At 40.0% G+C, this 24,899-nt stretch carries 23 protein-coding genes; 20 read left to right on the plus strand and 3 right to left on the minus strand.

Annotated features, from left to right (window positions below; all coding sequences use genetic code 11):
• Position 1 precedes the first annotated feature (1 nt).
• Entirely contained in the window at positions 2–769 is a 768-nt protein-coding gene (locus tag GVK91_RS25735; protein ID WP_159732142.1) for a ParA family protein, read from the minus strand.
• 710 nt (positions 770–1,479) lie between these two features.
• Here GVK91_RS25735 and mobA point away from each other — a divergent pair.
• The 20 genes from mobA (at position 1,480) to GVK91_RS25835 (ending at position 18,959) form a co-directional block, all read left to right on the plus strand.
• Entirely contained in the window at positions 1,480–1,917 is a 438-nt protein-coding gene (gene mobA / locus GVK91_RS25740) for a conjugal transfer protein MobA (RefSeq protein WP_159732145.1), read from the plus strand.
• Between the two features lie 2 nt (positions 1,918–1,919).
• Complete coding sequence (gene mobB / locus GVK91_RS25745; protein ID WP_159732149.1) at positions 1,920–3,206, plus strand: conjugal transfer protein MobB; 1,287 nt, start codon at positions 1,920–1,922, stop codon at positions 3,204–3,206.
• Positions 3,207–3,304: 98 nt separating this feature from the next.
• On the plus strand, positions 3,305–5,308 hold the full coding sequence (gene mobC, locus GVK91_RS25750) for a conjugal transfer protein MobC (RefSeq protein WP_200845707.1): 2,004 nt from the start codon (positions 3,305–3,307) through the stop codon (positions 5,306–5,308).
• Between the two features lie 162 nt (positions 5,309–5,470).
• Positions 5,471–6,055 carry a Crp/Fnr family transcriptional regulator gene (locus tag GVK91_RS25755; RefSeq protein WP_159732155.1) on the plus strand — a complete coding sequence of 195 codons (585 nt, stop codon included), beginning with the start codon at positions 5,471–5,473 and terminating at the stop codon, positions 6,053–6,055.
• A 26-nt stretch (positions 6,056–6,081) separates the two neighbouring features.
• The gene (locus GVK91_RS25760) at positions 6,082–6,663 is read left to right on the plus strand and encodes a Crp/Fnr family transcriptional regulator (RefSeq protein WP_159732158.1); all 582 of its coding nucleotides are present in this window, start codon (positions 6,082–6,084) and stop codon (positions 6,661–6,663) included.
• A 106-nt stretch (positions 6,664–6,769) separates the two neighbouring features.
• The gene (locus tag GVK91_RS25765) at positions 6,770–7,402 is read left to right on the plus strand and encodes an NAD(P)H-dependent oxidoreductase (RefSeq protein ID WP_159732161.1); all 633 of its coding nucleotides are present in this window, start codon (positions 6,770–6,772) and stop codon (positions 7,400–7,402) included.
• Positions 7,403–7,407: 5 nt separating this feature from the next.
• A complete protein-coding gene (locus GVK91_RS27435; protein WP_200845706.1) occupies positions 7,408–8,319 on the plus strand; it encodes an ester cyclase in 912 nt (303 codons plus the stop codon).
• A 213-nt stretch (positions 8,320–8,532) separates the two neighbouring features.
• Positions 8,533–8,919 carry a DoxX family protein gene (locus tag GVK91_RS25775; RefSeq protein WP_159732164.1) on the plus strand — a complete coding sequence of 129 codons (387 nt, stop codon included), beginning with the start codon at positions 8,533–8,535 and terminating at the stop codon, positions 8,917–8,919.
• Positions 8,920–9,016: 97 nt separating this feature from the next.
• Positions 9,017–10,207, plus strand: a complete 1,191-nt coding sequence (locus tag GVK91_RS25780; protein WP_159732167.1) for an MFS transporter — start codon at positions 9,017–9,019, stop codon at positions 10,205–10,207.
• 102 nt (positions 10,208–10,309) lie between these two features.
• Positions 10,310–10,987 (plus strand): peroxiredoxin-like family protein, encoded by a 678-nt coding sequence (locus GVK91_RS25785; RefSeq protein WP_159732170.1) that lies wholly within the window; start codon positions 10,310–10,312, stop codon positions 10,985–10,987.
• Positions 10,987–11,355 carry a DUF1801 domain-containing protein gene (locus tag GVK91_RS25790; RefSeq protein WP_235032997.1) on the plus strand — a complete coding sequence of 123 codons (369 nt, stop codon included), beginning with the start codon at positions 10,987–10,989 and terminating at the stop codon, positions 11,353–11,355. Before GVK91_RS25785 ends, GVK91_RS25790 begins: the two co-directional genes overlap by 1 nt.
• Before the next feature lie 45 nt (positions 11,356–11,400).
• Positions 11,401–12,375 (plus strand): quinone oxidoreductase, encoded by a 975-nt coding sequence (locus GVK91_RS25795; protein ID WP_159732176.1) that lies wholly within the window; start codon positions 11,401–11,403, stop codon positions 12,373–12,375.
• Between the two features lie 17 nt (positions 12,376–12,392).
• Positions 12,393–13,145, plus strand: a complete 753-nt coding sequence (locus GVK91_RS25800; RefSeq protein ID WP_159732179.1) for an SDR family NAD(P)-dependent oxidoreductase — start codon at positions 12,393–12,395, stop codon at positions 13,143–13,145.
• Between the two features lie 15 nt (positions 13,146–13,160).
• Complete coding sequence (locus GVK91_RS25805; protein WP_159732182.1) at positions 13,161–13,904, plus strand: SDR family oxidoreductase; 744 nt, start codon at positions 13,161–13,163, stop codon at positions 13,902–13,904.
• A 9-nt stretch (positions 13,905–13,913) separates the two neighbouring features.
• Positions 13,914–14,645, plus strand: a complete 732-nt coding sequence (locus tag GVK91_RS25810; protein WP_159732185.1) for an SDR family NAD(P)-dependent oxidoreductase — start codon at positions 13,914–13,916, stop codon at positions 14,643–14,645.
• A 23-nt stretch (positions 14,646–14,668) separates the two neighbouring features.
• Positions 14,669–15,736 (plus strand): alkene reductase, encoded by a 1,068-nt coding sequence (locus GVK91_RS25815; RefSeq protein ID WP_159732188.1) that lies wholly within the window; start codon positions 14,669–14,671, stop codon positions 15,734–15,736.
• 6 nt (positions 15,737–15,742) lie between these two features.
• Positions 15,743–16,495: an SDR family NAD(P)-dependent oxidoreductase gene (locus GVK91_RS25820; RefSeq protein WP_159732191.1), complete on the plus strand. Its 753-nt coding sequence runs from the start codon at positions 15,743–15,745 to the stop codon at positions 16,493–16,495.
• A gap of 77 nt (positions 16,496–16,572) precedes the next feature.
• A complete protein-coding gene (locus GVK91_RS25825; protein WP_159732194.1) occupies positions 16,573–17,337 on the plus strand; it encodes an SDR family NAD(P)-dependent oxidoreductase in 765 nt (254 codons plus the stop codon).
• Positions 17,338–17,360: 23 nt separating this feature from the next.
• Positions 17,361–17,846: a DinB family protein gene (locus tag GVK91_RS25830; protein WP_159732197.1), complete on the plus strand. Its 486-nt coding sequence runs from the start codon at positions 17,361–17,363 to the stop codon at positions 17,844–17,846.
• Between the two features lie 285 nt (positions 17,847–18,131).
• Entirely contained in the window at positions 18,132–18,959 is an 828-nt protein-coding gene (locus tag GVK91_RS25835) for an RteC domain-containing protein (RefSeq protein ID WP_159732200.1), read from the plus strand.
• A 9-nt stretch (positions 18,960–18,968) separates the two neighbouring features.
• Here the strand turns inward: GVK91_RS25835 and GVK91_RS25840 are convergent, their stop codons facing one another.
• Together GVK91_RS25840 and GVK91_RS25845 are read right to left on the minus strand one after the other, a co-directional pair.
• Entirely contained in the window at positions 18,969–24,392 is a 5,424-nt protein-coding gene (locus tag GVK91_RS25840; RefSeq protein ID WP_159732204.1) for an N-6 DNA methylase, read from the minus strand.
• Positions 24,379–24,816, minus strand: a complete 438-nt coding sequence (locus GVK91_RS25845) for a DUF1896 domain-containing protein (protein ID WP_159732207.1) — start codon at positions 24,814–24,816, stop codon at positions 24,379–24,381. The genes GVK91_RS25840 and GVK91_RS25845 overlap by 14 nt, the downstream gene beginning before the upstream one ends.
• Between the last annotated feature and the right edge of the window lie 83 nt (positions 24,817–24,899).

Consider the following 24,899-nt stretch of genomic DNA (forward strand, 5'->3'; position numbering starts at 1 on the left):
GCTATAATTGAATGATTTTTAAAAATTCGTCTATGAACAGGTCTAACTGACTGGCTTTCATCAAACGTTCATCGGGAGGCATTACGGTAGAACGGAAAACGGTTTTGCTATCCGTTTCGCTTTCTTTGCGGAAACGGGTGCTGTTCTTGATTTGGCTTTGCATCAGGCTTAATCCTAATTGCTCAATAAGCTGGTTATACACGCCATATAGGGGTGTGCTTTCCCTGCCATCAACCTGGTTCCAAAACAGGTTAATGGTTTCTATGGACGTTTCCCCTTTTTTCATAATCACGTCCTGCAAAAGCTGTGTGAAGATGAGCGTACTTTCCATTACCACACGGTCTGCTGTGATGGGCGTAAAAATGTGGTGCATTCCTGCCAATGCTTTCAGAATGCCGGGCGTATTCACAGTTCCGGGCAGGTCAAAAAATACCACATCAACCGGAACGGAAGAAGTGTTTACAAATTCGTGAGCCGCTTCCAATACGCTATCCGCTTTGTACTGCATAATAGGATAGGCTTTTTTGTTGATGGTGGTAAATTGTTTGTAAGCCAGCTTTTTCAAAGCCTCGTTTTCCATTACCATTGCCAAATCCCTTGTCTTCATTTTCATCAAGCTGTGCTGTGGAAAATCCGCATCAAATACGGCTACGTTGTAGCCTAACCGATAGTGCATCGTACTTGCAACAAGCGTTGTAAAGGTGCTTTTGCCGACACCGCCTTTTTGAGATGAAAAGGCGATAAATACTGTTTTGTGTTTTGCATTCATATTACTGCTGTTTTTAATTATTTATATATCCATTTACCTATGTCCATATATCCGCAATTACCTACCTGTGTACCACTGTATATAGGCTTGTCGCTGTGTGCATACTTATGTAGTTAGGCAGGTAATGATGCACTAAGCTATGTACCTGAATACACGCTTATAGCTGTATGCAGGCAGGTATGTTCGTACCAACAGACCTGTTTATTTATGTGCCTGAATATGTGCGTACCCAATTGCATCATCGCATATCTCAATAGGTACTTTTCTACATAGCTGATTACGTACTTATGTTGTTACCTGCATACCTATCTATGCCCTTATATCTATCTGTTTGTAGGCACAAAGAAATGTAGATATATAGGTGCTTTCCTTATCGTGGCAGTGTTTGGCGTTCAAAGGCAGCGTTTGTCCAGGTATTGCATTGCAATACTCTTACGGGCAGGGCTTTACTTTGTAAAATGATTTTTATTAACGGATTTATGCAAAAGGCTTTTGACAAATCGGAGGGTAACGGGAACGGCATTGAGCCGTTTTTCCCTGTTACATTTAATCCGTCCCGCAGGGCGGATTTTTGTGTTCAACGGAACACGGCAAGTTGTGTTTTGAGGCACTCGAAACCGAGTTAGTGCCTCAAAACAACTTGCCCTTTGCAGGGGGCAGAAAACGCTCTCCGAAGTCGAGGTTTTGTGTGGATTAAAAATGGATTTGTGATGAACGAGAACAGTAACAGCAAACAGAACAAGGGCGGACGGACACCAAAAACCGACCCAAGCATTCACCGCCACGTTTTCCGTCTTACGGACGAAGAAAACGCCAAACTTTTATCGCTTTTTGAAGCATCGGGAATGCCCAATAAAGCAAAGTTTATCATTTCCCTACTGTTCAGTAAGGAAATGAAATCGGTTAAAATAGATAAGGGAACGGTTGATTTTTATATGCGATTGACTTCGTTTCACAGTCAGTTTCGCTCCGTAGGTGTAAATTATAACCAGATTGTAAAGCTGTTGTACAAGCATTTTTCCGAGAAAAAAGCGGCAGCGTTCCTCTACAAATTGGAAAAACAGACGGCTGAAATGGCGATGTTATGCCAAAAAATTATTCAGATAAGCGAGGAATTTGAAGCAAAACATCTGAAAAAACAGCCTTAGAAATGATAGCAAAAATCGGTAGAAGCGGAAATTTATATGGAGCATTGGCGTACAATCAGCTCAAAGTAGAGAATGAAAACGGACAGATTTTGTTCGCCAATAAGATAATTGAAACCGCCAACGGTCATTATTCCGTTGCACAATTAGCCCAATCTTTTGCTCCTTACCTCATCGCCAACCGCAATACCGAGAAACATACCTTGCATATTTCGCTCAATCCCGACCCGAAAGACAAGGTAAGCGATGACAGGTACAGGGAAATGTCAGAGCAGTATATGCGTGAAATGGGTTACGGCGAACAGCCTTTTGTGGTATTCAAACATACCGATATTGACCGTAGCCATATTCATATCGTATCGGTTTGCGTGGACGAAGAGGGCAAAAAGATTTCGGACAAGTTCGAGAAAATGCGGTCTATGAATGTGTGCCGTGAGTTGGAAAGAAAACACGGATTGATACCCGCAACTGATAAGGAGCATCGGCAGAACGACAAGGTTTTCCGTCCGGTAAATTATAAAGCTGGAGATGTAAAAAGTCAAATCGCTTCGGTAGTTCGGCACTTACCGAATTATTACAAGTTTCAGACTTTGGGAGAATACAATGCCTTGCTTTCCCTGTTCAATATTACCACCGAAAAAGTAGAGGGCGAATTACAGGGGCAGCTACGGCAGGGTTTATTATACATTCCTTTAAACGAGAAAGGCGAAAGAGCCGGGCATCCGTTCAAGGCTTCGCTGTTTGGTAAAGATGCAGGACTTCCGGCTTTGGAGCTGCATTTTGCGAAATGCAAAACGGATTTAAAAGATAGTCCAACCAAGCAGACCTTACAATCAGCCGTTACCATTGCCTTGAAATCAACAACTGATGAATTGGGCTTTAAGAAACAGTTAGCGGAGCAGGGAATTAACGTAGTGGTGCGGAGGAATGATACAGGGCGTATTTATGGAATGACATTTATAGACCACAATTCTAAAGCGGTTTGGAACGGTTCACGTTTGAGCAAGGAACTTTCTGCCAATGCCTTTAATGATTATTGGAACAATAACATCAAACCGGAGATTAAAGAGCCAGTAGAATTACAACCGAAAATATCTACATCAAATGATGCAGATCTTCCTGCGGAAGAACCACATCATTTGTTCGACTTCCTGAATACGGAAAAATACGAAGACGGTTTGATTGAAGCATTGGGCGGCTTGCTTCCCGAAGCACAGGGCGAAGATTACGAGGAACAGGATTTTGCCAATAAAATGAAGAAGAAAAGAAAACGCCAAAGAGGTCAGCGATAACAATCAGCCAAATACTGCCACGCACCGCCAATGCCTGCCACATTTTTATAGCCAGTCTTCATAGCCCATAAATTCCCTCCCGAACATTAAAAATCAAAATAATGCAGGGAGAAGACGATTTAAGAGGTTTAGCCAAAATAATGGCTTTTATGAGGGCTGTGAGTATCCTTTTGGTACTGATGCACCTTTATTGGTTCTGCTACGGTTTCTTTATAGAACGTGGCTGGACGTTAGAACTCATCAACAAAATATTAGGCAACTTTCAGCGTACAGCCGGACTGTTCTCACACACCCTATATACCAAATTATTCGCTTTGGTATTGCTGGCTTTGAGCTGTTTGGGTACTAAAGGAGTTAAAGACGAAAAGATAACCTGGTCTAAAATCTATGTGGCTTTAGCGATTGGCGTTATTCTGTTTTTCCTGAATTTTCCTTTACTAAAGCTGTCGTTAAACACCGCTACAATACTGTATGTTTTTACCACAGGTTCAGGCTATATCGCTTTAATGGTAGCCGGAGTTTGGATGAGCCGTTTGCTGCGCAACAACCTGATGGACGATGTATTCAACAACGAGAACGAAAGTTTTCAGCAGGAAACTCGTTTAATGCAAAACGAATATTCTGTCAATCTCCCCACGAAGTTTTATTACAAAGGAAAGTGGAACAATGGCTGGATTAACATAGTCAATCCTTTTCGAGCCTCGATTGTGTTGGGTACTCCGGGTTCAGGAAAATCTTATGCAATCGTAAACAATTACATCAAGCAGCAGATTGAGAAAGGCTTCTCAATGTACATCTACGATTTCAAGTTTGACGACCTATCTACCATTGCATACAACCATTTATTGAAGCATCGGGATAAATACAAAGTTCAGCCGAAATTTTATGTGATAAATTTTGACGACCCACGCAAGAGCCACCGTTGTAATCCTTTGAACCCCGACTTTATGACGGACATTTCGGATGCTTATGAAGCGGCTTATACTATAATGCTTAACCTCAATCGAAGCTGGATACAGAAGCAAGGGGATTTTTTCGTGGAAAGCCCAATTATCCTATTAGCTGCCATTATTTGGTATCTGAAAATCTATGAGGACGGTAAGTATTGTACATTCCCACACGCCATTGAATTACTGAATAAGAAATACGCAGACGTGTTTACTATTTTAACCTCATATCCCGATTTGGAAAATTATCTATCTCCATTTATGGATGCTTGGCAATCAGGAGCGCAAGACCAATTACAGGGACAGATTGCATCGGCAAAAATTCCTTTGTCAAGAATGATTAGCCCGCAATTGTATTGGGTAATGACCGGGGATGATTTTACGCTCGACATCAACAATCCCAAAGAACCTAAAATTTTGTGCGTAGGTAACAATCCCGACCGCCAAAATATCTACTCCGCAGCATTGGGTTTGTACAATTCAAGAATTGTAAAGCTCATCAACAAAAAAGGGCAATTAAAGAGTTCGGTTATCATAGATGAGCTGCCTACAATTTACTTCAGAGGGCTGGATAATCTTATCGCAACTGCGAGAAGTAATAAGGTAGCCGTTTGTTTGGGCTTTCAGGATTTTTCGCAATTAACAAGGGATTACGGCGACAAAGAGAGCAAGGTAATTCAGAATACGGTAGGTAATATTTTCAGTGGTCAGGTGGTTGGCGAAACAGCAAAAAGCCTTTCAGAACGCTTCGGCAAAGTATTGCAGAAACGCCAAAGTATGACGATTAACCGCAACGATAAATCTACCTCTATCTCCACACAGTTAGACAGCCTTATTCCGGCTTCCAAAATTTCAACGCTTACACAAGGTATGTTCGTGGGTTCTGTATCAGACAACTTCGATGAGCGCATTGAGCAAAAAATCTTCCACGCTGAAATCGTGGTGGATAATGAAAAGGTCGCTTCCGAAACCAAAGCCTATCAAAAGATACCGCAAATTTTATCATTTGTAGATGAGCAGGGCGAGGATAAAATGAAACAGCAAATTGAAAGCAACTACCGTCAGATAAAACAAGACATTGTACAGATTATCGAAATGGAATTGGAGCGTATCAAGAATGACCCGGATTTGCAACATTTGGTGCAACAGGGTTAATCGCTGATGAATATCGAAAAGAAGATACATCATACCACCAAACACAGGCATACGTAAAGGTTGTAGGCTCAAAATCAGGCAGTACAGTTGATAAATCAATCAAGTACAGCGATTTGACCCTAAAAGGAATATTCACACTTTTTATTTTTCTACCTTTGCAGTATGGAGGATTTTGCACCGATAATTAAAAACATTTCAAGATTTATAGACTTAACGGACGAAGAAAAAGAAATTCTTGTTTCACACTTGCGGATTGTTAAAGTCAAAAAGAAACAATTTATTGTACAACCTGACTTCGTTTGCCAATGTCGTAGTTATGTATTGAAAGGTGCATTACAAACATATTTGGTAACTAATGAAGGGCAAGAACACGTTATTGCACTTTCGGTTGAAGATTGGTGGACTTCCGATTTTGCGAGTTACATTACACAACAGCCCGCAACATTGTTTGTTGAAGCTATTGAAGACTCCACGCTTATTCAATTAAGCTATAAAGATGAACAGGAACTCTATGAGCAAGTACCTAAATTTGAACGCTTTTTTCGTCTGCAAGTAGAACGTTCAGGTGTTGCTATTCAAAAAAGAATGTTGTGGAGCATAAGTAAAACAGCCGAAGAAAGATATGACGAATTGATAAACCGCCAACCTCAATTTTTACAACGCTTTCCACAATATGTTATCGCTTCTTATTTAGGAATGACAACACAATTTCTTTCCAAAATCCGCAATCAGAAAGCAAAAATTTAATTTGCTTTCGTAAGCTCTGAAGTCAAATGTCAATTCAAAATCTCATTTTACATTTTAATAGCTACCTTCCTTTGAGCGATGAAGAAATACAAGCTATCACAAAAAGAACAATCGAACGAAAAATTAAACGCAAACAATTCATCTTACAGGAAGGCGACAATTGCAAGCATTTTAATTTTATTGTTGAAGGCTGTTTTAAAATGTACAGTGTCGATAACAATGGCAAAGAACATAATCTGCAATTTGGAGCTGAAAATAATTGGATTACGGACATCGGCAGTTTTCATTCAGGCAAGCCAAGCAAGATGTTCATTGAAGCGATAGAGCCATCAATAATTCTTCAAATTGAATTAAAAGAGATTGTTTTTTTATTTGAGAACTTTCCGAAATTTGATAGAATATTCAGAATTATTGTTGAAGATAATTTTGTTGAATTGCAAAATAGATTGTTGCAAACCATAAGTTCTACAGCCGAAGAACGCTACATCGCTTTTCTAAATCAGTATCCGAACCTTTCCAATAGACTACCTAATACCCAGATTGCTTCTTATATAGGTATTACACCTGAATTTTTGAGCATTGTTCGTAAGAACATCTCAACAAAATAATCTCATACCATTAATATACATTAAGACTATTTCTTAAACTACATTATTGGTCGTTTTTTACGGCTTGTAGCACCTTTGCATTATCAATTTTAGAAACGAAATGATAATGTCGAACTTAATAGAACAACTCAACTGGCGATACGCCACAAAGAGGATGACAGGCGAAAAAATTCCTGCCGAAAAGCTACAAACTATTTTAGAAGCTATTCGCCTTACGGCAAGTAACGCAGGCTTACAGCCCTACACTATTTTTGTAATCAGCAATGAGGAATTAAAAAAAGAAATTCATCAAAAGGCTTGTCCACAGCCACAGGTATTAGAATCATCTCATCTACTTGTGTTTACAAATAAAACCAACATTTCATCAGAATACATTGATGAAATGATGCAATTAGTTTCAACAACACGAAATGCACCACTTGAATCCTTGTCAGGATTTTCAAGCAGTCTGAAAAATTATTTCGGAGGTAAAACAGAAGAAGAAAAAGCAAATTTAGCTTCAAGAGATGCACATATCGCATTAGGGACGGCTTTGATTGCAGCCGCTTCCGAGTTAATTGACGCTGCTCCAATGGGAGGTTTTAACCCCACTGCATTAGACGAAGTGTTAAACCTTAAAGAAAAAGGGTTGCAAAGCACAGTTCTGTTGGCGTTGGGCTATCGCAATCAGGAATTAGACCTTTTATCAAAGGCAAAAAAAGCAAGAAAGCCATTTAATGAACTATTTATAAAAATCTAAACGAGATGAAAACGGCAATCATAGCATTCGTAGTGCTGGCAATAGTATCAGCCGGATGCTCACAAAATAAAAAGGAGGTTAAAATGAAAAATGCACAAGAATTACTTAATGAGTATTTAACTCACATTCAAGACCCGGAATACATAGCCTCATTATTTACGGAGGATGGAGCGATTGAACTCCCTTATCTGGCTTCATTGGACAAGGGTTGGAGAACCGAAGGGCGTGAGAATATTAAAAATATGATTTCAGGCTTACTGAAAATTGCACCTGGCTTTGGGTTTAAAAACATCAAAGTGCATATCGTAACACCAAATCAGGTATTTGCTGAATACGAAGTTGAAACACTAATGAATGGTTTGCCATACAAACAACTGTATATGGGTCGCTTAGAGGCAGAAAACGGCAAAATTAAACTAATCAGAGAATCAATGGATGTGATTTCCGTTCAAAAGGTATTTAGCACATACCAAAGCGCAACCCCTATACAAAAAGAAAAATCTATTGACATAGTTAAACAAAACACAATGCTCGTTCAGGGTAAAGGCGACTTCCAATTATTTGACAAAATATTTGCCGACAACTACGTTGACCATACACCACAAAAAGGGGGATTTGCCGCTGATAAGGAAGGAACAAAATCTCTTTACAAAGCCCTAAGACAAGCCTTTCCCGATTTCCACGCAGAAATTCATTGGCAAATTTGCGATGACGATATGGTAACGACTTACAAAACATACTATGGTACACACGAAGGCACATTTTTAAATGTTGAGCCAACGCATAAAAAAATAGAATTTATAGCCGTAGATGTTATGCGGGTTCAAAATGGAAAAATTACTGACCATTGGGGAGTAGGCGATTTACTATCACTATACAAACAACTCGATTTAATTCCAATTCTAAACAACAAATGAGCAATTGATAGCCACATTTTACAGCGGTTTCAGCAATATGTTATCGCTCCCTTACTTGGGAGTGACAAGATAATTCCTTTCCAAAATCCGCAATCAGAAAGCAAAAAGTTAATCTACTTTCACTTCTTTTTTTAATGTAGTTGATTTTAAGTCGCTGATACTTGTAGCAATTTTGCATTGTCAATTTTGATAGTAAATTTTATATAAGTACAGATGGAAAACACAATCAACAAAAAGGCGACTGATACAAAAACAAAAATTTTGTATTATGCTTCAACTACTTTATTAACGCTGGTAATGCTATTTTCAGCAAGTGAGTATTTTTTCAACCACGAATTTATAAGGGGTGCATTTCAACACTTGGGATATCCCACATACCTTATATATCCAATGGCAATATCTAAAATTTTAGGACTTATAGCTATTTGGAGCAGAAAATCACAATTTCTTACCGGATTGGCGTATGCGGGCTTCTTTTATAATGTCATACTGGCATTTTTCGCTCACATCGCAGTTAGCGATAACTCCCAATGGATTGCAGTTGCCGCTATCATTGCCTTAGTTCCGTCTTACTTTTCATCAAAGAGATTGTTCGCTTAAATTTTCCGTCTAAGAAGTTTTTCACTTTAAAATGTAGGTGGTTTTTAATCAAATCCACCTAAAACAATTTTTTGTCAATTTTGACACATTTAAAAAAATGATTACGGAAGAGAATAAGCAAACATCAGATTGGGCATCAGTTCTTTCAATCGCCATTGGGGCTTTCGTTATAGTAACAACCGAGTTTCTTCCCATTGGGCTTCTTACGCCAATCAGGAAAAGTTTAAATGTTACGGAAGGAGAAATTAGTTGGGCTGTTACTTTGACAGGAATTATCGCAGCTATGACCGCCCCATTATGCCCAATGCTTATCAAAAGTTATGATAGGAAGAAAGTTCTTGTCTTTTTATCTTTCATTGTGGTTGCCTCCAATTTACTGGCTGGACTTGCTCCAAATTTTACTTCTTTGATGATTGCAAGAGCTGCCCTTGGCATTACGGTAGGAGGCTTTTGGACTTTCGGGCTGGCTGTTGGCAGGAAGTTAGTAACCGAAGAATATGGCAATAGAGCAACTGCGATAATCTCTGCGGGAATTTCACTCGGAATTGTATTTGGACTACCTATCGGAACAACTATTGGACAGTTCTATGGTTGGAGAGGGGCGTTCTTCTTTGTTGCCGTTTTATCGTTTTTAGCTGCTATCGCTCAAATTTTCTTTTTACCAACAATAAAAAGTCTTCCAAAGAAAGGTTCAAATGGGATTTGGGGAGCATTTCATATACCTATGGCACGGTCGGGGCTGATTATCAATATCTTCATCTTTTGCGGGCATTTCGTAGCTTATACATTCCTTGAGCCATATATTCGATTGATACCCGGAATGACTGAAACTGGATTATCCGTAATGCTGCTTTATTATGGAATAGCAGCTTTTGCCGGAAATTTTATTGCCGAATGGGCTATCAAAAGAATAGGACTTAAACAATCATTTTTCATTTCCATTGCAATTATGAGTGGTATAATTCTATTGGAATCTTTTGTGAGCAACTATGCGTTAATTTCAATAGCCGCTATCGGAGTATGGGGAATATTATTCTCTGGTTTTGCAGGTGTTTATGTTCCTGTTTGGATGTTTAATGCTTCGCCTGAAAGATTTGAAGAAAATTCGGCTTTAATGGTATCCACAGCACAAATTGGTGTAGCCGCAGGAGCTACGTTAGGGGGAGTTCTTGTAGATAGTGTTGGATTAAAAATAACGTTTGTCATTGCTGCATTAGTTACCGCTTTGGGTGCGGCTGTCATCCATTTTTCAAAAGAGCAAAAGGGCAACTTACAAGCAAAAAGTTAATCTACTTTCACTTCTTTTTTTAATGTAGTTGATTTTTAATCACTACTATCTAAGGCAACTTTGCATTGTCAATTTTGATGTAAAATTTTAAATCAAAGAGCAATGCAAAAGACAGAAGATACAAGTTTAGTTCTTGCACCACGCTTGAAAAAAATCAGCGAATGGGGCAAAGCCAATTTAAGCGGAGATAAAATTGAAATTATGGAACGCCATATTCAATTTCTTCGTGAAACAGGTGCAATAGATAGCATTCTAAAAAAAGGCGACACCGCACCAACATTCAGCCTTAAAAACCAACGAGGCGAAATTATCTCATCAACCGAGCTATTGAAAAAAGGAAATTTGGTGGTTAGTTTTTATCGTGGCAGTTGGTGTCCGTACTGTGTGGAAGAAGTAAAAATATTGAACAGCGTTTATCCGCAAATTCAGGAAGCAGGTGCTGACCTTGTTGTTATTTCACCACAAAGTTTTTCAAGAACAGAGAAACAGGCAGCAGAAATCCATTTGCAATACAATATGCTGGTTGATGAAGACAACAAAATAGGTAAAGAGTTTGGCTTGGTGTATGAAATGCCCGATTACCTAAAAGACCTTTACTTTAATACATTCAGCAACAACATACAAGAAATCAACGAGGGTTCGGCTTGGGAACTTCCTATCCCTGCACGATTTGTAATCGGAACAAACGGAAAAATTATTGACGCTCAAGCAGACCCCGATTATCGTCAACGTCCAGAACCGATTGACACGGTAAATTATCTGAAAAGCCTAAACGATTGATGAAGTCAGAAAGGGAGGCGGTAACACCATTAGAGTATTACTACGAAAAACAAGAGATTGTTGTTCGAGAGTGTTTGTTTGCATTGAGAGGCATTGTTATGTCTGTCAATGCAAACATTATTCACAAACGGAAGTATCAAATCCCTTTCTTCAGTTACAATGATTTTGACATCGCTTTCTTATGGGTTCGCAAAAAGAAAATTCTGCTTGGATTTATTGAAGACAAAAAGTTCATTCAAAAAACAGAGCCGACACAAAAAAAGAGCAAAGTAAAAACGATTGATATAATTCCAATTGAAGATATACCCATCAAAGAAATTGAGGAAAACATTAAGCAACTGATAGCAAAGTACAATTTGAAAAATTAGCAACAAGAAATGCTTGTTATCAAAGGCTCAAAAACAAATTAAAAAATGAGTACGGTAGTAAAAATTTATAATCAGGGTTCTCCTGATGTACTAACACTTGAAGAGCAAAAATTAGAAACTCCCCGTGCAGGAGAAGTAAAAATTCGACAAGAGGCAATTGGTGTAAACTTCGTTGATGTCTATATGCGAAATGGATATTACGGAATACCTCACATACCTTTTACTTTAGGAGTTGAAGGAGCAGGCATTGTTGAAGAAGTTGGTGGAAGTGAAACCAAACTCAAAAAAAATGACCGTGTAGCTTACTTTTTTTCTCCCGGTGCTTATGCAGAGCATAGGTTAATAAAAGAAACTGCCCTAATAAAAATTCCCGATGATATTAGCTTTGAGGTTGCAGCCACAATACTTGCCAAAGGTTTGACTGCACGAATGCTCATAAAACAAGTCTATCAGCTAAAACCGTCAGACACCATATTGGTACACGCTGCATCAGGTGGTGTAGGAACATTATTAGTAAGGTGGGCTAAATCTTTAAAAGCGAAAGTTATTGCCGTTGTAGGTTCAAGTGCAAAGATAGAACACGCAAAAAATTCAGGTGCAGATGTCGTTTTATTGAGTTCATCAAAAGATTTCGCTCAACAAGTTCTTGATGCTACAAATGGCAAAGGCGTTGATGTTGTTTACGATGGCATTGCCGGCTATGCTTTTCCGCTTTCAATTCAAAGTGTAAGGACAGGAGGGAAAATCTTTTTGTTTGGTTTTTCGGGTGGCGATGCCGATACAGCAAAGTACAGTCAGGAAATAATAAACAAGCAAATTGAACTGGACACACCTGCAATCGGGATGTATGTTAGGCAAACAGATGTACTTGAAGAAGCCACAGCCGACTTATTTGCAACGTACAGGTCAGGCATTCTCGGCACAGCAAAACCTACTTCCTATTCCCTATCTGATGTAGTGCAAGTCCATAAAGACCTTGAAGCAAGAGTAACAACAGGTTCCGTAATAATGAAACCCTAATGGAAATAATAAATTAAATGAGCAAAAAATTAGCAAATAAAATAGCCGTTATCACAGGTGGTAGTAGCGGAATTGGTTTAGCCACAGCCAAAAAATTTGTGGAAGAAGGTGCTTATGTGTTCATCACAGGCAGACGACAAACCGAATTAGACAAAGCAGTTAAAGAAATCGGCTCAAATGTTACAGCCGTGCAAGGCGATGTTTCAAATCTTGATGACCTGGACAATCTTTTTAACATCATTAAAAAAGAAAAAGGCACATTAGATATTGTAGTTACAAGTGCAGGTTTTGTGGAAACCGCCGCAACATTACAAGTGACACCCGAACATTTTGAAAAAACGTTCAATATTAACGCCAAAGGAACTTTTTTTACCGTTCAAAAGGCAATTCCATTACTTAATGATGGTGGCAACATTGTAGTGGTTTCATCAAATGTTCAATGGAAAGGATTTCCTCAATATGCTACTTACGCTGCCTCTAAAGCCGCATTACGCTCATTTGTCAGGACTTGGGCATCAGAATTAAAAGACAAACAAATAAGAGTTAATTCAATCAGTCCCGGGCCGATTGAAACACCTCTAATGAATGGACAATTCAAATCAAAAGAAGAAGCAGAGCAAACTAAAAAATACTTCGCAGAACTAATCCCTTTAGGTCGCATTGGAAATCCAGAAGAAATAGCAACATCCATTCTTTTCTTGGCTTCAAGTGATAGTGGTTATATCAATGCGGTTGATTTAGTTGCTGATGGCGGTTATACACAAATTTAAAACAAAGAATAAATTATGGAGAATAAAGTAATTCTTATTACAGGAGGTAATAGCGGTATCGGTTACGCAACTGCCGAGGAATTTATTGCACAAGGTGCTAAAGTCATCATCACCGGAAGAAATAAACAAAAGGTTGAAGAAGCAGCTAATAATTTAGGTGCTATTGGAATAGTTGCCGACCAAGGTATATACAGCGATGCAAAACGGTTGGCAGAAGAACTGAAGAAGTACACAAACAAAATAGATTTTCTTTTCATCAATGCAGGTATAGCCCAAATGCTTCCCATAGAGCAAATCACTGAAGAACACTATGACAGCATTATGAATATCAATCATAAGGGTGCTTTATTTACTCTTCAACAGCTATTGCCATTCCTTGAAAAAGGAAGTTCGGTTGTGTTTCTTTCTTCCATACACGCCACGGCTGCTGCATCGGGAGCTGCTGTTTATAGCAGTAGCAAAGCCGCATTAAATGCGTTGGCAAGAGTTGCGGCGACCGAATTGGGAAATAAAGGGATTAGGGTTAATTCTATTTCCTGCGGTGCTATCAAAACACCCATTTTCGGAAAATTTGGATTGACCGAGGAGCAAATAGAAAAAACATACGAAGATATTGCTTTAAAACTACCGTTACAACGAGTTGGGCAAGCAATAGAAGTCGCAAAACTTGCTGTATTTCTATCAAGCGATGCGGCAGCTAATATAACAGGAAGTGATTATGTCATAGATGGTGGAGGTATTCTAAACGCACTAAAATAATATACTTAAATGAAAAAATTAGAAAACAAAGTTGCTGTTATTACGGGCGGTAGTAGTGGTATTGGTTTAGCCACAGCCAAAAAATTTGTGGAAGAGGGTGCGTATGTGTTTATCACAGGCAGACGACAATCACAATTAGACGAAGCTGTAAAACAAATCGGCTCAAATGTTACAGCCGTGCAAGGCGATGTAACCAATTTATCAGACATTGAAAACCTATACAAAATAGTAAAGGAAACCAAAGGGCATATTGACATCATTCTTGCCAATGCAGGCGTTGGTAATTTTGTTCCACTTGGTTCAATCACAAACGAAAATTTTGACGATACTTTTAATTTGAACGTGAAAGGAGTTGTATTCACAGTTCAAAATGGTTTGCCACTCTTAAAAGACAATAGTTCAATTATTTTGACAGGTTCTATTGCAGGTTCAAAGGCATTTTACGGAATGAGTTTATACGGTGCTGCAAAGGCTGCAATCCGCTCATTTGCCCGTAATTGGACGGCTGAACTGAAAGAACGTGGTATAAGAGTAAACGTACTCAGTCCTGGCCCCGTTAAAACGCCACCTTTTGAAACAGCACCAAAAGAAGGTCAGGATATGTTTGTTTCCCAAGTTCCAATGGGACGTGCAGGCGAAGCTGATGAAATTGCCGATGTAGCTCTATTCCTTGCTTCAAACGCTTCAAGTTATGTAACAGGCGTAGAACTCTTTGCTGACGGTGGTTTAGCACAGGTTTAAAACCTATTAAACAAAAAGAAAGTATGTCAAAATTATTTGAACCGATAACCATAGGCGATATATCCCTTAAAAATCGCATCATAATGTCGCCTATGACACGTACACGAGCAAACGGAGTTGGTCGTGTACCAAATGAACTGATGAAAGAATATTATGTTCAACGAGCATCGGCTGGACTGATTATTTCAGAAGCAACATCGGTTTCCCCAATGGGCGTTGGTTATCCCGATACGCCCGGCATTTGGTCTGACGAACAAACAGAGGGCTGGAAAAAAATAGTTGAGGCAGTTCACAATGCAGGTGGTAAAATGGTTTTACAATTATGGCACGTTGGTCGTGTATCAGACCCGATTTATCACAATGGCGATTTACCCATAGCACCAAGTGCTATTGCATTAAGCGGTAACGTAAATGTACTTCGTCCCGAACGTCCCTACGTTACACCAAGAGCATTGCTAACAGAAGAAATTCCGCAAATAGTAGAACAATTTCGTAAAGGTGCTGAAAATGCGAAAAAGGCAGGTTTTGACGGTGTAGAACTTCACGCTGCAAATGGATATTTAATTGACCAATTTTTAAATGACCGCAGCAATAAACGAACAGATATTTACGGCGGTTCTCCTGAAAACCGTGCAAGGTTTTTACTTGAAATTACCGATGTCGTTTGTTCTGTTTGGACTTCCAAACGAGTTGGAGTGCATTTGTCGCCACGTTGTGATGCCCACGATATGGGCGACAGTAGTCCCGAAAAAACATTCGGTTATGTCGTAGAAGAACTTAGCAAAAGAAACATCGCTTTTATCTGCTCCAGAGAATATTACAATGAAAGAGATTGGTTGGGTGCAAAACTAAAAACGGCTTTTACAGGTGCATACATTGTAAATGAAGGCTTCACTTTTGAACTCGCAAACAAAATTTTAGATGATGGAAATGCCGATGCCGTAGCCTTTGGCAAATTGTTTATTTCAAACCCTGACTTACCCTATCGCTTTCAGAACAACAAAGAACTTACCGCAGGCAAGGAAGATTTGTTTTTTGCAAGTGGCAAAGAAGGATATACAAATTATGAATTTACTAACAATTTAAAATAGAAAAAAATGAGTAAAAAATTAGAAAACAAAGTAGCTGTTATCACGGGTGGTAGTAGTGGAATTGGTTTAGCCACAGCCAAAAGATTTGTGGCGGAAGGTGCTTATGTATTCATCATAGGCAGAAGACAATCACAGTTAGACGAAGCAGTAAAAGAAATCGGCTCGAATGTTACAGCCGTGCAAGGCGATGTTTCTAATTTGGAAGACATTGACCGCTTGTATAGTGTTGTTGCCAAAGAAAAAGGCAAGTTAGATATTATCGTTGCAAGTGCGGGAATTGTTGAGCGTGTTTTGTTAGAAAACGCCACGCCTGAACACTTTGACAATCTTTTCAACATCAATGTTAGAGCCGCTTATTTTACGGTTCAAAAAGCATTGCCTTTTTTGAATGATGGTGGTTCTGTTGTGCTTGTCGCTTCAAGTGCCCATCTTGTTGGTGTTCCCGAACACAGTGTTTACAGTGCTACAAAAGCGGCTTTACGTTCATTCAGCAGAACGTTTTCAGCAGAATTGGCAGGGCGCAAAATCCGTGTTAACACACTTAGCCCTGGCCCCGTTGATACCCCGATTTTTGAAACACAAGCAGATACAAAAGAAGGTCAGGAAGCAATTAAACAATTGTATGCAGGATTTTTACCAATGCAAAGAATTGGCAAACCCGAAGAAATTGCAGCAGCAGCACTTTTCCTTGCTTCTGATGAAAGTTCATTCAGCATAGGTATTGACCTTCTTTCTGACGGTGGACAAACACAGTTGTAGTTTATTATCAAATAGAAAAAAAAGTATCTGCCTACTAAAAAGCAGATACTTTTTTTCTAACAAAACAAAAACAGACAATGAAAAACAAACGACAACTTGAAGGCAAAGTAGCTTTAATTACAGGTGCTTCACAAGGTTTGGGCGAAGCAGCAGTTCGTGTTTTGGCAGAAAGAGGGGCTTCAATAATTGCCACAGATATAAATGCAGAATTGGGCGAACAACTAATAAAATCTTTACAAGATAATGGAACAGAAGCAATATTTATCAAGCATAATGTTTCAATAGAAAAAGATTGGGTTGAAGTGATAAAGACAGCAATGGACAAATTTGGCAAAGTAGATATACTGGTAAACAATGCTGGAATAATTGAATTTACACCTATAAGCGAAATGACTGTTGAGCAGTTTGATAAAACAATCAGCATCAATGTTAGAGGTACATTTCTCGGATGCAAATACATCTTACCTGCAATGCAAGCGGCAGGCAGTGGTTCTATAATCAATATGTCTTCTATTGCGGGAATGATAGCAAACACAATCGGTTCAACGGCTTATGCAACTTCAAAAGGTGCTGTAAGAACGTTGACAAAAGCAGTAGCACTTGACTACATAGAACAAAATATCCGTGTCAATTCGGTTCACCCCGGTGGCATTCGTACACCTGCGGCAGAACCATTTTTAGCAGACCCACAATTAGCACCATTAACCATTGGAAGAACCCCAATGAAACGCATAGGCTTACCGAGAGAAGTTGCTTCCGTAATTGCTTTTTTGGCTTCCGAAGAATCTTCTTATATGACAGGTTCGGAATTAGTTGTTGACGGTGGTTGGTTAGCTGTTTAGAATAAAAATCAAATTTTATTAAAATGGAAATAGAACAAAACTTATTCGTAAAAATGGTTCTTGATATGTGGAATACAAGAATACAACAAACTGATAAATTGCTCACAGAGTTAAGTGATGAGCAGTTACTTCGGGAAGTGGCGACATCAAAAAACAGAGGCATTTACCTTTTGGGACATCTTACCGCCACACACGACCAGCTATTTCGTTTACTTGACATCTGTAATCCTATTTTCCCTGATTACAAAAACATTTTCTTAGATAATCCCGACAAAGCCATTGCCGAAATCCCAACCGTAAACGAAGTAAAACAAAGTTGGACAAACGTAAACATTCAACTATCTAAGTGCTTCAAATTGATGCACACTAACGAATGGTTTCAGCGGCACACTTCTGTATCACAGGAAGACTTTGAAAGAGAGCCACACAGGAATAAATTAAACATTGTGCTTACACGAAGTAATCATTTGAGCTATCATTTAGGGCAAATGATTTTGTTAAAACGGTAGGTTAAACTATTCCGATATATCACGAGGATAAAAAATCAATTCTAATTAAAGTTGTGCCTAAAGTCCCAAATAAAGCAAACAGTACAGTTTACAAAACAAATGAGTATTCCAAAATAACAAACAAAAAATGCTTTGTTTAAAATTAAAAATTACTTGACTATTTCTTCCATTCAACAAACATAGGTGTATGCTAAAATTGTAAGTGAGGAACTGGATAAAGTCTAAATGAGTTGTCTTTAGGTTTTTCAATTAGCAATCCAAACCCCAAGATTTTAAAATAACCGAATGGAAAAATACTTTAATGAAACAATACATAAATTAGAAATAGCAATCAACGAATTGGAGATTGAAACCGATTACTCTATACAACGGATAGAAGCCGTTATAGACATCATCCTTAAATGCTTGTCTGAAGTAAAGGAGTATGTTTTAAATAGAGGGTTTAAGAATGTTGATGAGGAAATCCATTTTTTTAAACATCAGAAACCTATCATCGTTTCAAAACTAATTTACTATAACGCCATTTATAAAATCGAAACCAAAAAGCCTTACGGTGCAAAACCTATTAAGAAATACCTGAATAACGAATTGAGAAAACTCAAAAGGTATTTTGACAACAACCTTGAATTTTACAAATACTACCGAACCAATAATTCTTTTATTGACGATAAGCTCTTTGTAAGGGGTAAGTACGATATTAAGCTAAGTTTGGACACATTTTATTTTGAGGCAGACCATAGGTTCTCCACTTCCCACGATTATAAAGTAGCGAAGATTATGGCGAATGACCTGATACAAGTCTATCTTGAAGACCAGCTTCACAACACTGCATATCAGGATAAATCAACAGACCTGCCGAAATTAAATTGGACAAGCAGTAAAACAGCACTGATAGAATTGATTTACGCCCTACATTCGCAAGGAGTATTTGACAACGGGAATGCAGATATTAAAGTTATTGCAAAAACATTTGAACGTATTTTTAATATTGACTTGGGGGACTTTTATCATACGTTTATGGAACTTAAATCCCGAAAAATAAACCGAACTAAATTCCTCGACAGCCTATGTGATGCGCTAATCAAGAAAATGGACGAAAAAGAAGAAATGTAATGGACTTTCTTACAATACGCCACGAGGTAAGTGAATACCTTTTGTCCGTACAATATTCTCCGAATTGTTTGGCGTTTCTTTCTGCTTTTCTACCTGCTCCGCAGGTTCTCCTTTAGTTTCCGGCGTAATGGATAACTGTATCTTTCGCTCAACAGCAGCCAGTTCCGTTTTAAGTTCGCTCAATCTGCTTTCTTTAGACCACGTACCGTTTACCACTTCCTGAAGAATGGGCAAGTCTTTTTGTATCTCCGCAATTTTCTTTTGTTCCTGCTCGATATAGCCGGGCAACTTCTCCAGTGCATTAAGGAAGTTCATAGCCGCCAGCTTTTCATCTTTGGCGATGATACCGTTGTTATAGGTATATTTGATATTACCCTCGCCCTGTACCAAAAAACGGTTTACACGAATATCCACGCCCTCTTTTTCGGACATTTCAGTTTTGACCAACAGCGTAAAACCGTACAGGCTTCCTATTTCTTCGTACTGACCTCCGGTGCGGGCTTTGTCCGCAAGCTGGTTGAGCTTTGCACCGATTTGTTTTATATCCGCATTGGGCGGTACACCGTCCAACTGCACAGGATTTGCAATTGTACCGTCCGAATGTTTTTGTATGCGTTGCTGCAAGTTTTCCCAATCGAGGCTCATTCGGTTGAAACGGGATTGCGTGCTATCCAACAATTCCGTATAATCTTGCACCTTGTATTTGGCACTGAACTTGGAACGGTTGAACGCTTGCTTTTCGCTTTCCAACCCGGCAATCTGTTTTTCCAATTTGGCTTTATCTAATAGGTCTGTATTTCCTGATAGGATAGCCACGTATTCCGAAAAGTTCATTCCCGATTTTTCATCCATACTGCCCTCGTCAATGGTACGTTTGCCGAGGTTATTGTTTTTCAATTGGTCTATAAAAAGTTGTTTGTTGTACAGCAGGTTAAACTTGTAGCTATCCAGTGATTTTTCTACGGCATAGATAATCACATCTACTTTGTTGTCGGCAAAGAATTTGGCAATCTCATTGCCTTTTCGGACTGCCCGACCGTCCCTTTGGGCAAGGTCGCTTGGTCGCCACGGTGTATCTAAATGATGAACGGCAACGGCTCTTTTTTGTGCATTGACACCCGTTCCCAACATACTTGTAGAACCGAACAGCACACGGATTTTACCCTCGTTCATTCCTTTGATAAGTTCCTTACGTTGCTTATCATTTTTGCCCTCCTGTATAAAACGGATTTCGTTTGCAGGTATGCCGTGGTCTTCCACGAGCTTGCGTTTGATTTCGGAGTACACATTCCATTCGCCCGGCTTGTATGTTCCCAAATCGGAGAAAACGAATTGCGTTCCTTTCTGTGCGTTGTATTGATTGTAATACTTGGCAATATTTGCCGCACAATGCGAAGCCTTGTTATCGGGATGGTCTTCGTACCTGCCGCTTACCATTCGCATATCGAGCGACATCTTACGGGCGTAGTCCGTAGCGATGAGCATCTTTGCTTTTTCTTCGCTGGCACTTAGCTTTGGTCTGCCCAACAGTTCTGCATTTCCTGTTTTGGCAAACTCCATTAGCTTTTTAATAAACTCTTCCTGGTCGGGAGTGGGCGGTATGTTATACAGTACCTCGTTTTTATTAGGACGGTCAATGCCTATATCTTTCGCTGTTCGGTAATCTGTGATTTCCGAGTAGAATTGCGCCAGCTCCGGCACTTTGATAAAGTAGCGGAAACGCTCTTTTGCCACAATGTTGTTAGCAACCGAAAATTCATAATCGGTTGTTTTCCTTGCATAGATAGCCGCCCACGCATCAAAAGAATGAATGCCCTGTTTTTCCAATGCCTGTGGTCGCAGGTATTTAAACAGCAGGTACAGTTCCGTTAGTGAGTTGCTGATGGTAGTACCTGAAAGAAAGGTCGCTCCCATATCCGCATTTGTGCGTTCCTGAATGGTACGGATAGCAAAGAGCAGGTTCAATGCCTTTTGGCTGCCATCCACATTGCCCAATCCGGCAACCCTTGTATGCCTTGTATTGAACATCAGGTTTTTGAATTGGTGGCTTTCGTCCACAAACAAATGGTCGATGCCCATCATCTTAAAATCCACCACATCATCTTTGCGGTTCTCAATATCGTGTTGCAGGGTTTTGAGTTTTACTTCAAGATTTTCTTTCCGCTTGATTACTCCGGCAAGCATCCCTCTGGTAACTTCCTTGCCTTGCGATTGCAGGGCATCAAGGTTACGCTCTACGCTGTCTAATTCTATTTGGAGTATTTCTTTTTGAATTTCGGGCGATTGCGGTATCATTCCGAATTGGTCGTGTGTCAGTATCACACAATCCCAATCGTTGTTTTTAATGTCGCCAAAAATCCGCAGGCGTTTTTGGGGCGTAAAATCTTCCTTGCCCGGAAACAGGATTTTTGCGTGTGGGTAAGCAGTGCGGTAGGCTTCAGCAATTTCGTGAACATTGCTTTTCAGCCCAATAATCATAGGCTTATGGGCTAACCCCAAACGCTTCATTTCCTGTGCAGCCGTACACATTACCAACGTTTTTCCTGCACCTACTTCGTGGTCGCAGATAGCACCGTTGTTCAGCTTTATCATCCAAACGGTGTCCTTTTGGCTTGAATACAGGTCTTCAATGCCCAATGCCTTACGGTCTAATCCCGGAAAGTCCTGATGGCTGCCGTCATAGTTCGGACGGACGAAGCAGTTAAACGTATCGTTATATTGGTCGGTCAGCCTGTTTTTAAACTCATCGTTTTGGGCGTGAAGCCAATCGGTAAAGGCGGTACGGATTTCATCAATCTTGGTGTTCGCCATTTGTATGGCTTCCATATCCCGTACCTTGACCTCTTGGTCGCCAACCATCACTTTTTTGGTAATATCAGGCGTGGTATTGACAAGGGCGTGTTTGAGCAGGGCAATCCCGTCAAACGTCCGGCTTTCGGCTTTGACGGCGTATTTCTCCCAAATGTGCATATTCCCCTGATGGCACTTTACGGAAAAGTCATCGGAGCTTTCGGAATAATGAACGAGTACATCTGCATCGAACAGGTGTGAAGCAAAACGGGCGTAAATGCCTGTGGGTATCCAGCGTTCGCCCAAATTAAAATCGAGTTCCTCAAACTCAATTCGTCTTGGGCGGGCTTCTTCCAAAACCGTAAGGCTTGCTTTGGCTTCGATATCATCGGGATTGCGTTCGAGGTAGGTTCGTACCTCTTCGGCTTTCTCCACTACGTTGCCAGCAATCCAGCGTTCGGAAATTTCATATTCCCTTTGTAAAGGATTGTAGAAAATACGACCGTGTAAAGCTGCTTTCAAAGCATCATCGGTCATACCACTGATTTCGGACATATAGCCCAAATCCACGCTACCGTATTTGTTCAGCGAAGCCGCTAATGCTTCTTCGGGATTGTCCGTTGCTATGGTTGCGGTAGAAAAACTTACAGGTCGGCTGAATATATCCGCTTTGTGTGTTACACCACCAACAATACGCTCCAAGTAAGGGATTTCCTTACCGGAACTATCCGTTTTAATGAGCTTGATATTATCGGCACTATTGAGGTTGCCGTATCTTTTAACAAAGGCATCGTATAAACGGTTAAGGTTTTCCCTTTCTTCCTTGTATTCAGTCTGATGCTGTGCCTCTTTGGTGTAAAGCTCTTGGTAAACATCACGCACCCCGATATACGCTTCGGCTCTTGCTTTCTGTGAGGTCGGTAAAGCTAAAGGGTGGAATACTGCCGTACCGTCTGATGTATCTACATCTTGCAGATAACCCACCCAACCATTATCCACCACAAGGCAATCGTTACGGTGGAACGATTGCAGTTTATCACTATACGGAGCAGGTTCGGGAATGGTATCGGGAACGGCTTGTTGAGCAGCTTGGCCATTCCCACCCAAACCTGAAAACAGGTCGCCGATAGCTTCCTGCTTTTTGCCGTTGGCTGATGTATTTCCATTAGTGGCTCTATTAGTAATAAGAGGTTTATAAGGTTGCTGCATCGAACTGAACAGGTCGGGCTGGCGACCTATTGTACCTCTTCTTTTTTTCGTGCTTTGTCTTTTAGTTGTTGTCGTTCTTTTGGGCGGAGCAAGAACCATTACAGGCTCGTCTATATTTTGAAATAGGTCAAAAATGCTTAGTTGCTTTAATTCCTGCGGGCTTTCCTGATGGATTACGGGCGTGGGTACAGGTTGCGGTTTTTGCTGAATGATTACAGGCTCAATAACCGGAGGTGTAACCTTTGGTTCAAGTGGAATTTGGATAACTGGCTCATCGTCCCGTTCGCCTTTGTATAAATTCAAATTCAGGTGCTTGCCAAAATCTTCGGAAAGCATTTGTTTGAGGTCTTTGGAAATCCCTTCAACACCACCTTTATGCGTATAGATTAGAGCAGGTTGCCCGTAAGGGTCGGTATCTAATTTACGGTCGGTATGTACAATTCTTGCGCTGTCCTGAAAGAGTGCATTGCCCGGTGTATTGTATTCTGTTTGGCTGCTTTGGCAAAACAGATCTTCCCTTTCGGTCAGATTTTGTTTTGCCGTATTTTTTTGCAGTATAATGAGGTCGCTTCCGACTTCCGTACCTGCATATTCCGTAAACAGGTTGTTGGGTAAGCGAACAACCGAAACCAAATTATTATCCTGCATCAACGCTCTGCGTATGGGTTCATTCTTAGGACTATTCAGAATGCCCTGTGAAGTAATATAAGCCAGCAAACCGCCCTCACGGAGCATATCAGCACCTTTCAGGAAAAAGTAATTGTGTATGCTTCGGGCAGCCTGTACTTTTGCGCTATCCCTGTTTCGGGAATAGGAAAGGTCGAAAACGGAAGTATCGCCAAACGGTATATTGCTGGCAATAACATCATAGCTGTTTTGTTCCTTTTCAGGAATTTCCTCAAAACCACTTATACGGATATTGCTTTCGGGATAAAGCTGTTTTAAAATCTTGCCTGTGAGCAAATCCTTTTCATAGGCGGTAACACTGGCTTTTTGATTTTCTGAAATGGATTGTATGAATGAGCCGATACCTGCGGACGGTTCGAGGAATTTATCAATGTTCAGACCGCTTTCACGCAAGGTTGCGGAAATCGCATCTATTACCTGTGGCGGTGTATAAAAAGCTGTCAGTACGGAGCTTTTCATACTGTCCACATACCTGCGATATTGTTTCTCGTCTTCGGAATTTTCTTTGAGTAGCTGGTGGAGTTCCTGTGTAATCGGAAAAAAGTCGTGTTCGGTCTTTCTCCAATGATTGATGTCTATTTCATTCGCTATGGGGTTCAGAACGAATTTAAGACCGCCAAATCCGCTGTATTGCATCATTAGCAGTCTTTCGTCTACGGTGGCTTGTCGTTTCTCCTTTTCAAGTTTAAAAGCAATTCGTAGGGCATCAATGTTCTGTTGGAGATGTTGGCGTTTACTGAAGCCCATTTTCCTCTATCCATATTGCGATGGTTCCGGTTATTTCGGTATAGAGCAGGTCGTACTCTGTGTTATAACCGAAATCATCGGTTAGTTGGTAGCCGGAGAAAACAGGCTCACAAACCGGGAACATTTTCAGGGCGAACGGTCGCAGTTCCTCATCTGCCATTATGGTATCAAACTCATTGCATACCACCTGAAAAACGGTGTCGAATTTGGAGAAGTGCAAGCCCTCAAACAGAATGTAGTTGGCTATTTCGTTGCATTGTTCAACTGCATTTCCCGAACTAAAAGCACCCTCGTAGGCATTGGCAGCCCACGAAGAACGTTGCTCAATAAATTTTTGGTCGTTTGCTTTTTCGGGGAAGCTGGTGTTTAATAATTCTTGCAGTCGTAGCCTGAAATACGATAAGTCTTTTTGCTGTGTATCCATACTATAATTTTTGTTTAGAATTTTACTTGAAGCCTAAAATTATAGTAGTACATAAGCCCCTTTGCAGAAGTGGCAGGGTTTGG

The organism is Sphingobacterium sp. 18053, assembly GCF_902706145.1.
Lineage (GTDB): Bacteria > Bacteroidota > Bacteroidia > Sphingobacteriales > Sphingobacteriaceae > Sphingobacterium > Sphingobacterium paramultivorum.

Coding starts and splice junctions, on each gene's coding strand:
- GVK91_RS25735 (WP_159732142.1), bottom strand. CDS start 769: ATGAATGCAAAACACAAAACAGTATTTATCGCCTTTTCATCTCAAAAA.
- mobA (WP_159732145.1), top strand. CDS start 1,480: ATGAACGAGAACAGTAACAGCAAACAGAACAAGGGCGGACGGACACCA.
- mobB (WP_159732149.1), top strand. CDS start 1,920: ATGATAGCAAAAATCGGTAGAAGCGGAAATTTATATGGAGCATTGGCG.
- GVK91_RS25755 (WP_159732155.1), top strand. CDS start 5,471: ATGGAGGATTTTGCACCGATAATTAAAAACATTTCAAGATTTATAGAC.
- GVK91_RS25760 (WP_159732158.1), top strand. CDS start 6,082: ATGTCAATTCAAAATCTCATTTTACATTTTAATAGCTACCTTCCTTTG.
- GVK91_RS25765 (WP_159732161.1), top strand. CDS start 6,770: ATGTCGAACTTAATAGAACAACTCAACTGGCGATACGCCACAAAGAGG.
- GVK91_RS27435 (WP_200845706.1), top strand. CDS start 7,408: ATGAAAACGGCAATCATAGCATTCGTAGTGCTGGCAATAGTATCAGCC.
- GVK91_RS25775 (WP_159732164.1), top strand. CDS start 8,533: ATGGAAAACACAATCAACAAAAAGGCGACTGATACAAAAACAAAAATT.
- GVK91_RS25780 (WP_159732167.1), top strand. CDS start 9,017: ATGATTACGGAAGAGAATAAGCAAACATCAGATTGGGCATCAGTTCTT.
- GVK91_RS25785 (WP_159732170.1), top strand. CDS start 10,310: ATGCAAAAGACAGAAGATACAAGTTTAGTTCTTGCACCACGCTTGAAA.
- GVK91_RS25790 (WP_235032997.1), top strand. CDS start 10,987: ATGAAGTCAGAAAGGGAGGCGGTAACACCATTAGAGTATTACTACGAA.
- GVK91_RS25795 (WP_159732176.1), top strand. CDS start 11,401: ATGAGTACGGTAGTAAAAATTTATAATCAGGGTTCTCCTGATGTACTA.
- GVK91_RS25800 (WP_159732179.1), top strand. CDS start 12,393: ATGAGCAAAAAATTAGCAAATAAAATAGCCGTTATCACAGGTGGTAGT.
- GVK91_RS25805 (WP_159732182.1), top strand. CDS start 13,161: ATGGAGAATAAAGTAATTCTTATTACAGGAGGTAATAGCGGTATCGGT.
- GVK91_RS25810 (WP_159732185.1), top strand. CDS start 13,914: ATGAAAAAATTAGAAAACAAAGTTGCTGTTATTACGGGCGGTAGTAGT.
- GVK91_RS25815 (WP_159732188.1), top strand. CDS start 14,669: ATGTCAAAATTATTTGAACCGATAACCATAGGCGATATATCCCTTAAA.
- GVK91_RS25820 (WP_159732191.1), top strand. CDS start 15,743: ATGAGTAAAAAATTAGAAAACAAAGTAGCTGTTATCACGGGTGGTAGT.
- GVK91_RS25825 (WP_159732194.1), top strand. CDS start 16,573: ATGAAAAACAAACGACAACTTGAAGGCAAAGTAGCTTTAATTACAGGT.
- GVK91_RS25830 (WP_159732197.1), top strand. CDS start 17,361: ATGGAAATAGAACAAAACTTATTCGTAAAAATGGTTCTTGATATGTGG.
- GVK91_RS25835 (WP_159732200.1), top strand. CDS start 18,132: ATGGAAAAATACTTTAATGAAACAATACATAAATTAGAAATAGCAATC.
- GVK91_RS25840 (WP_159732204.1), bottom strand. CDS start 24,392: ATGGGCTTCAGTAAACGCCAACATCTCCAACAGAACATTGATGCCCTA.
- GVK91_RS25845 (WP_159732207.1), bottom strand. CDS start 24,816: ATGGATACACAGCAAAAAGACTTATCGTATTTCAGGCTACGACTGCAA.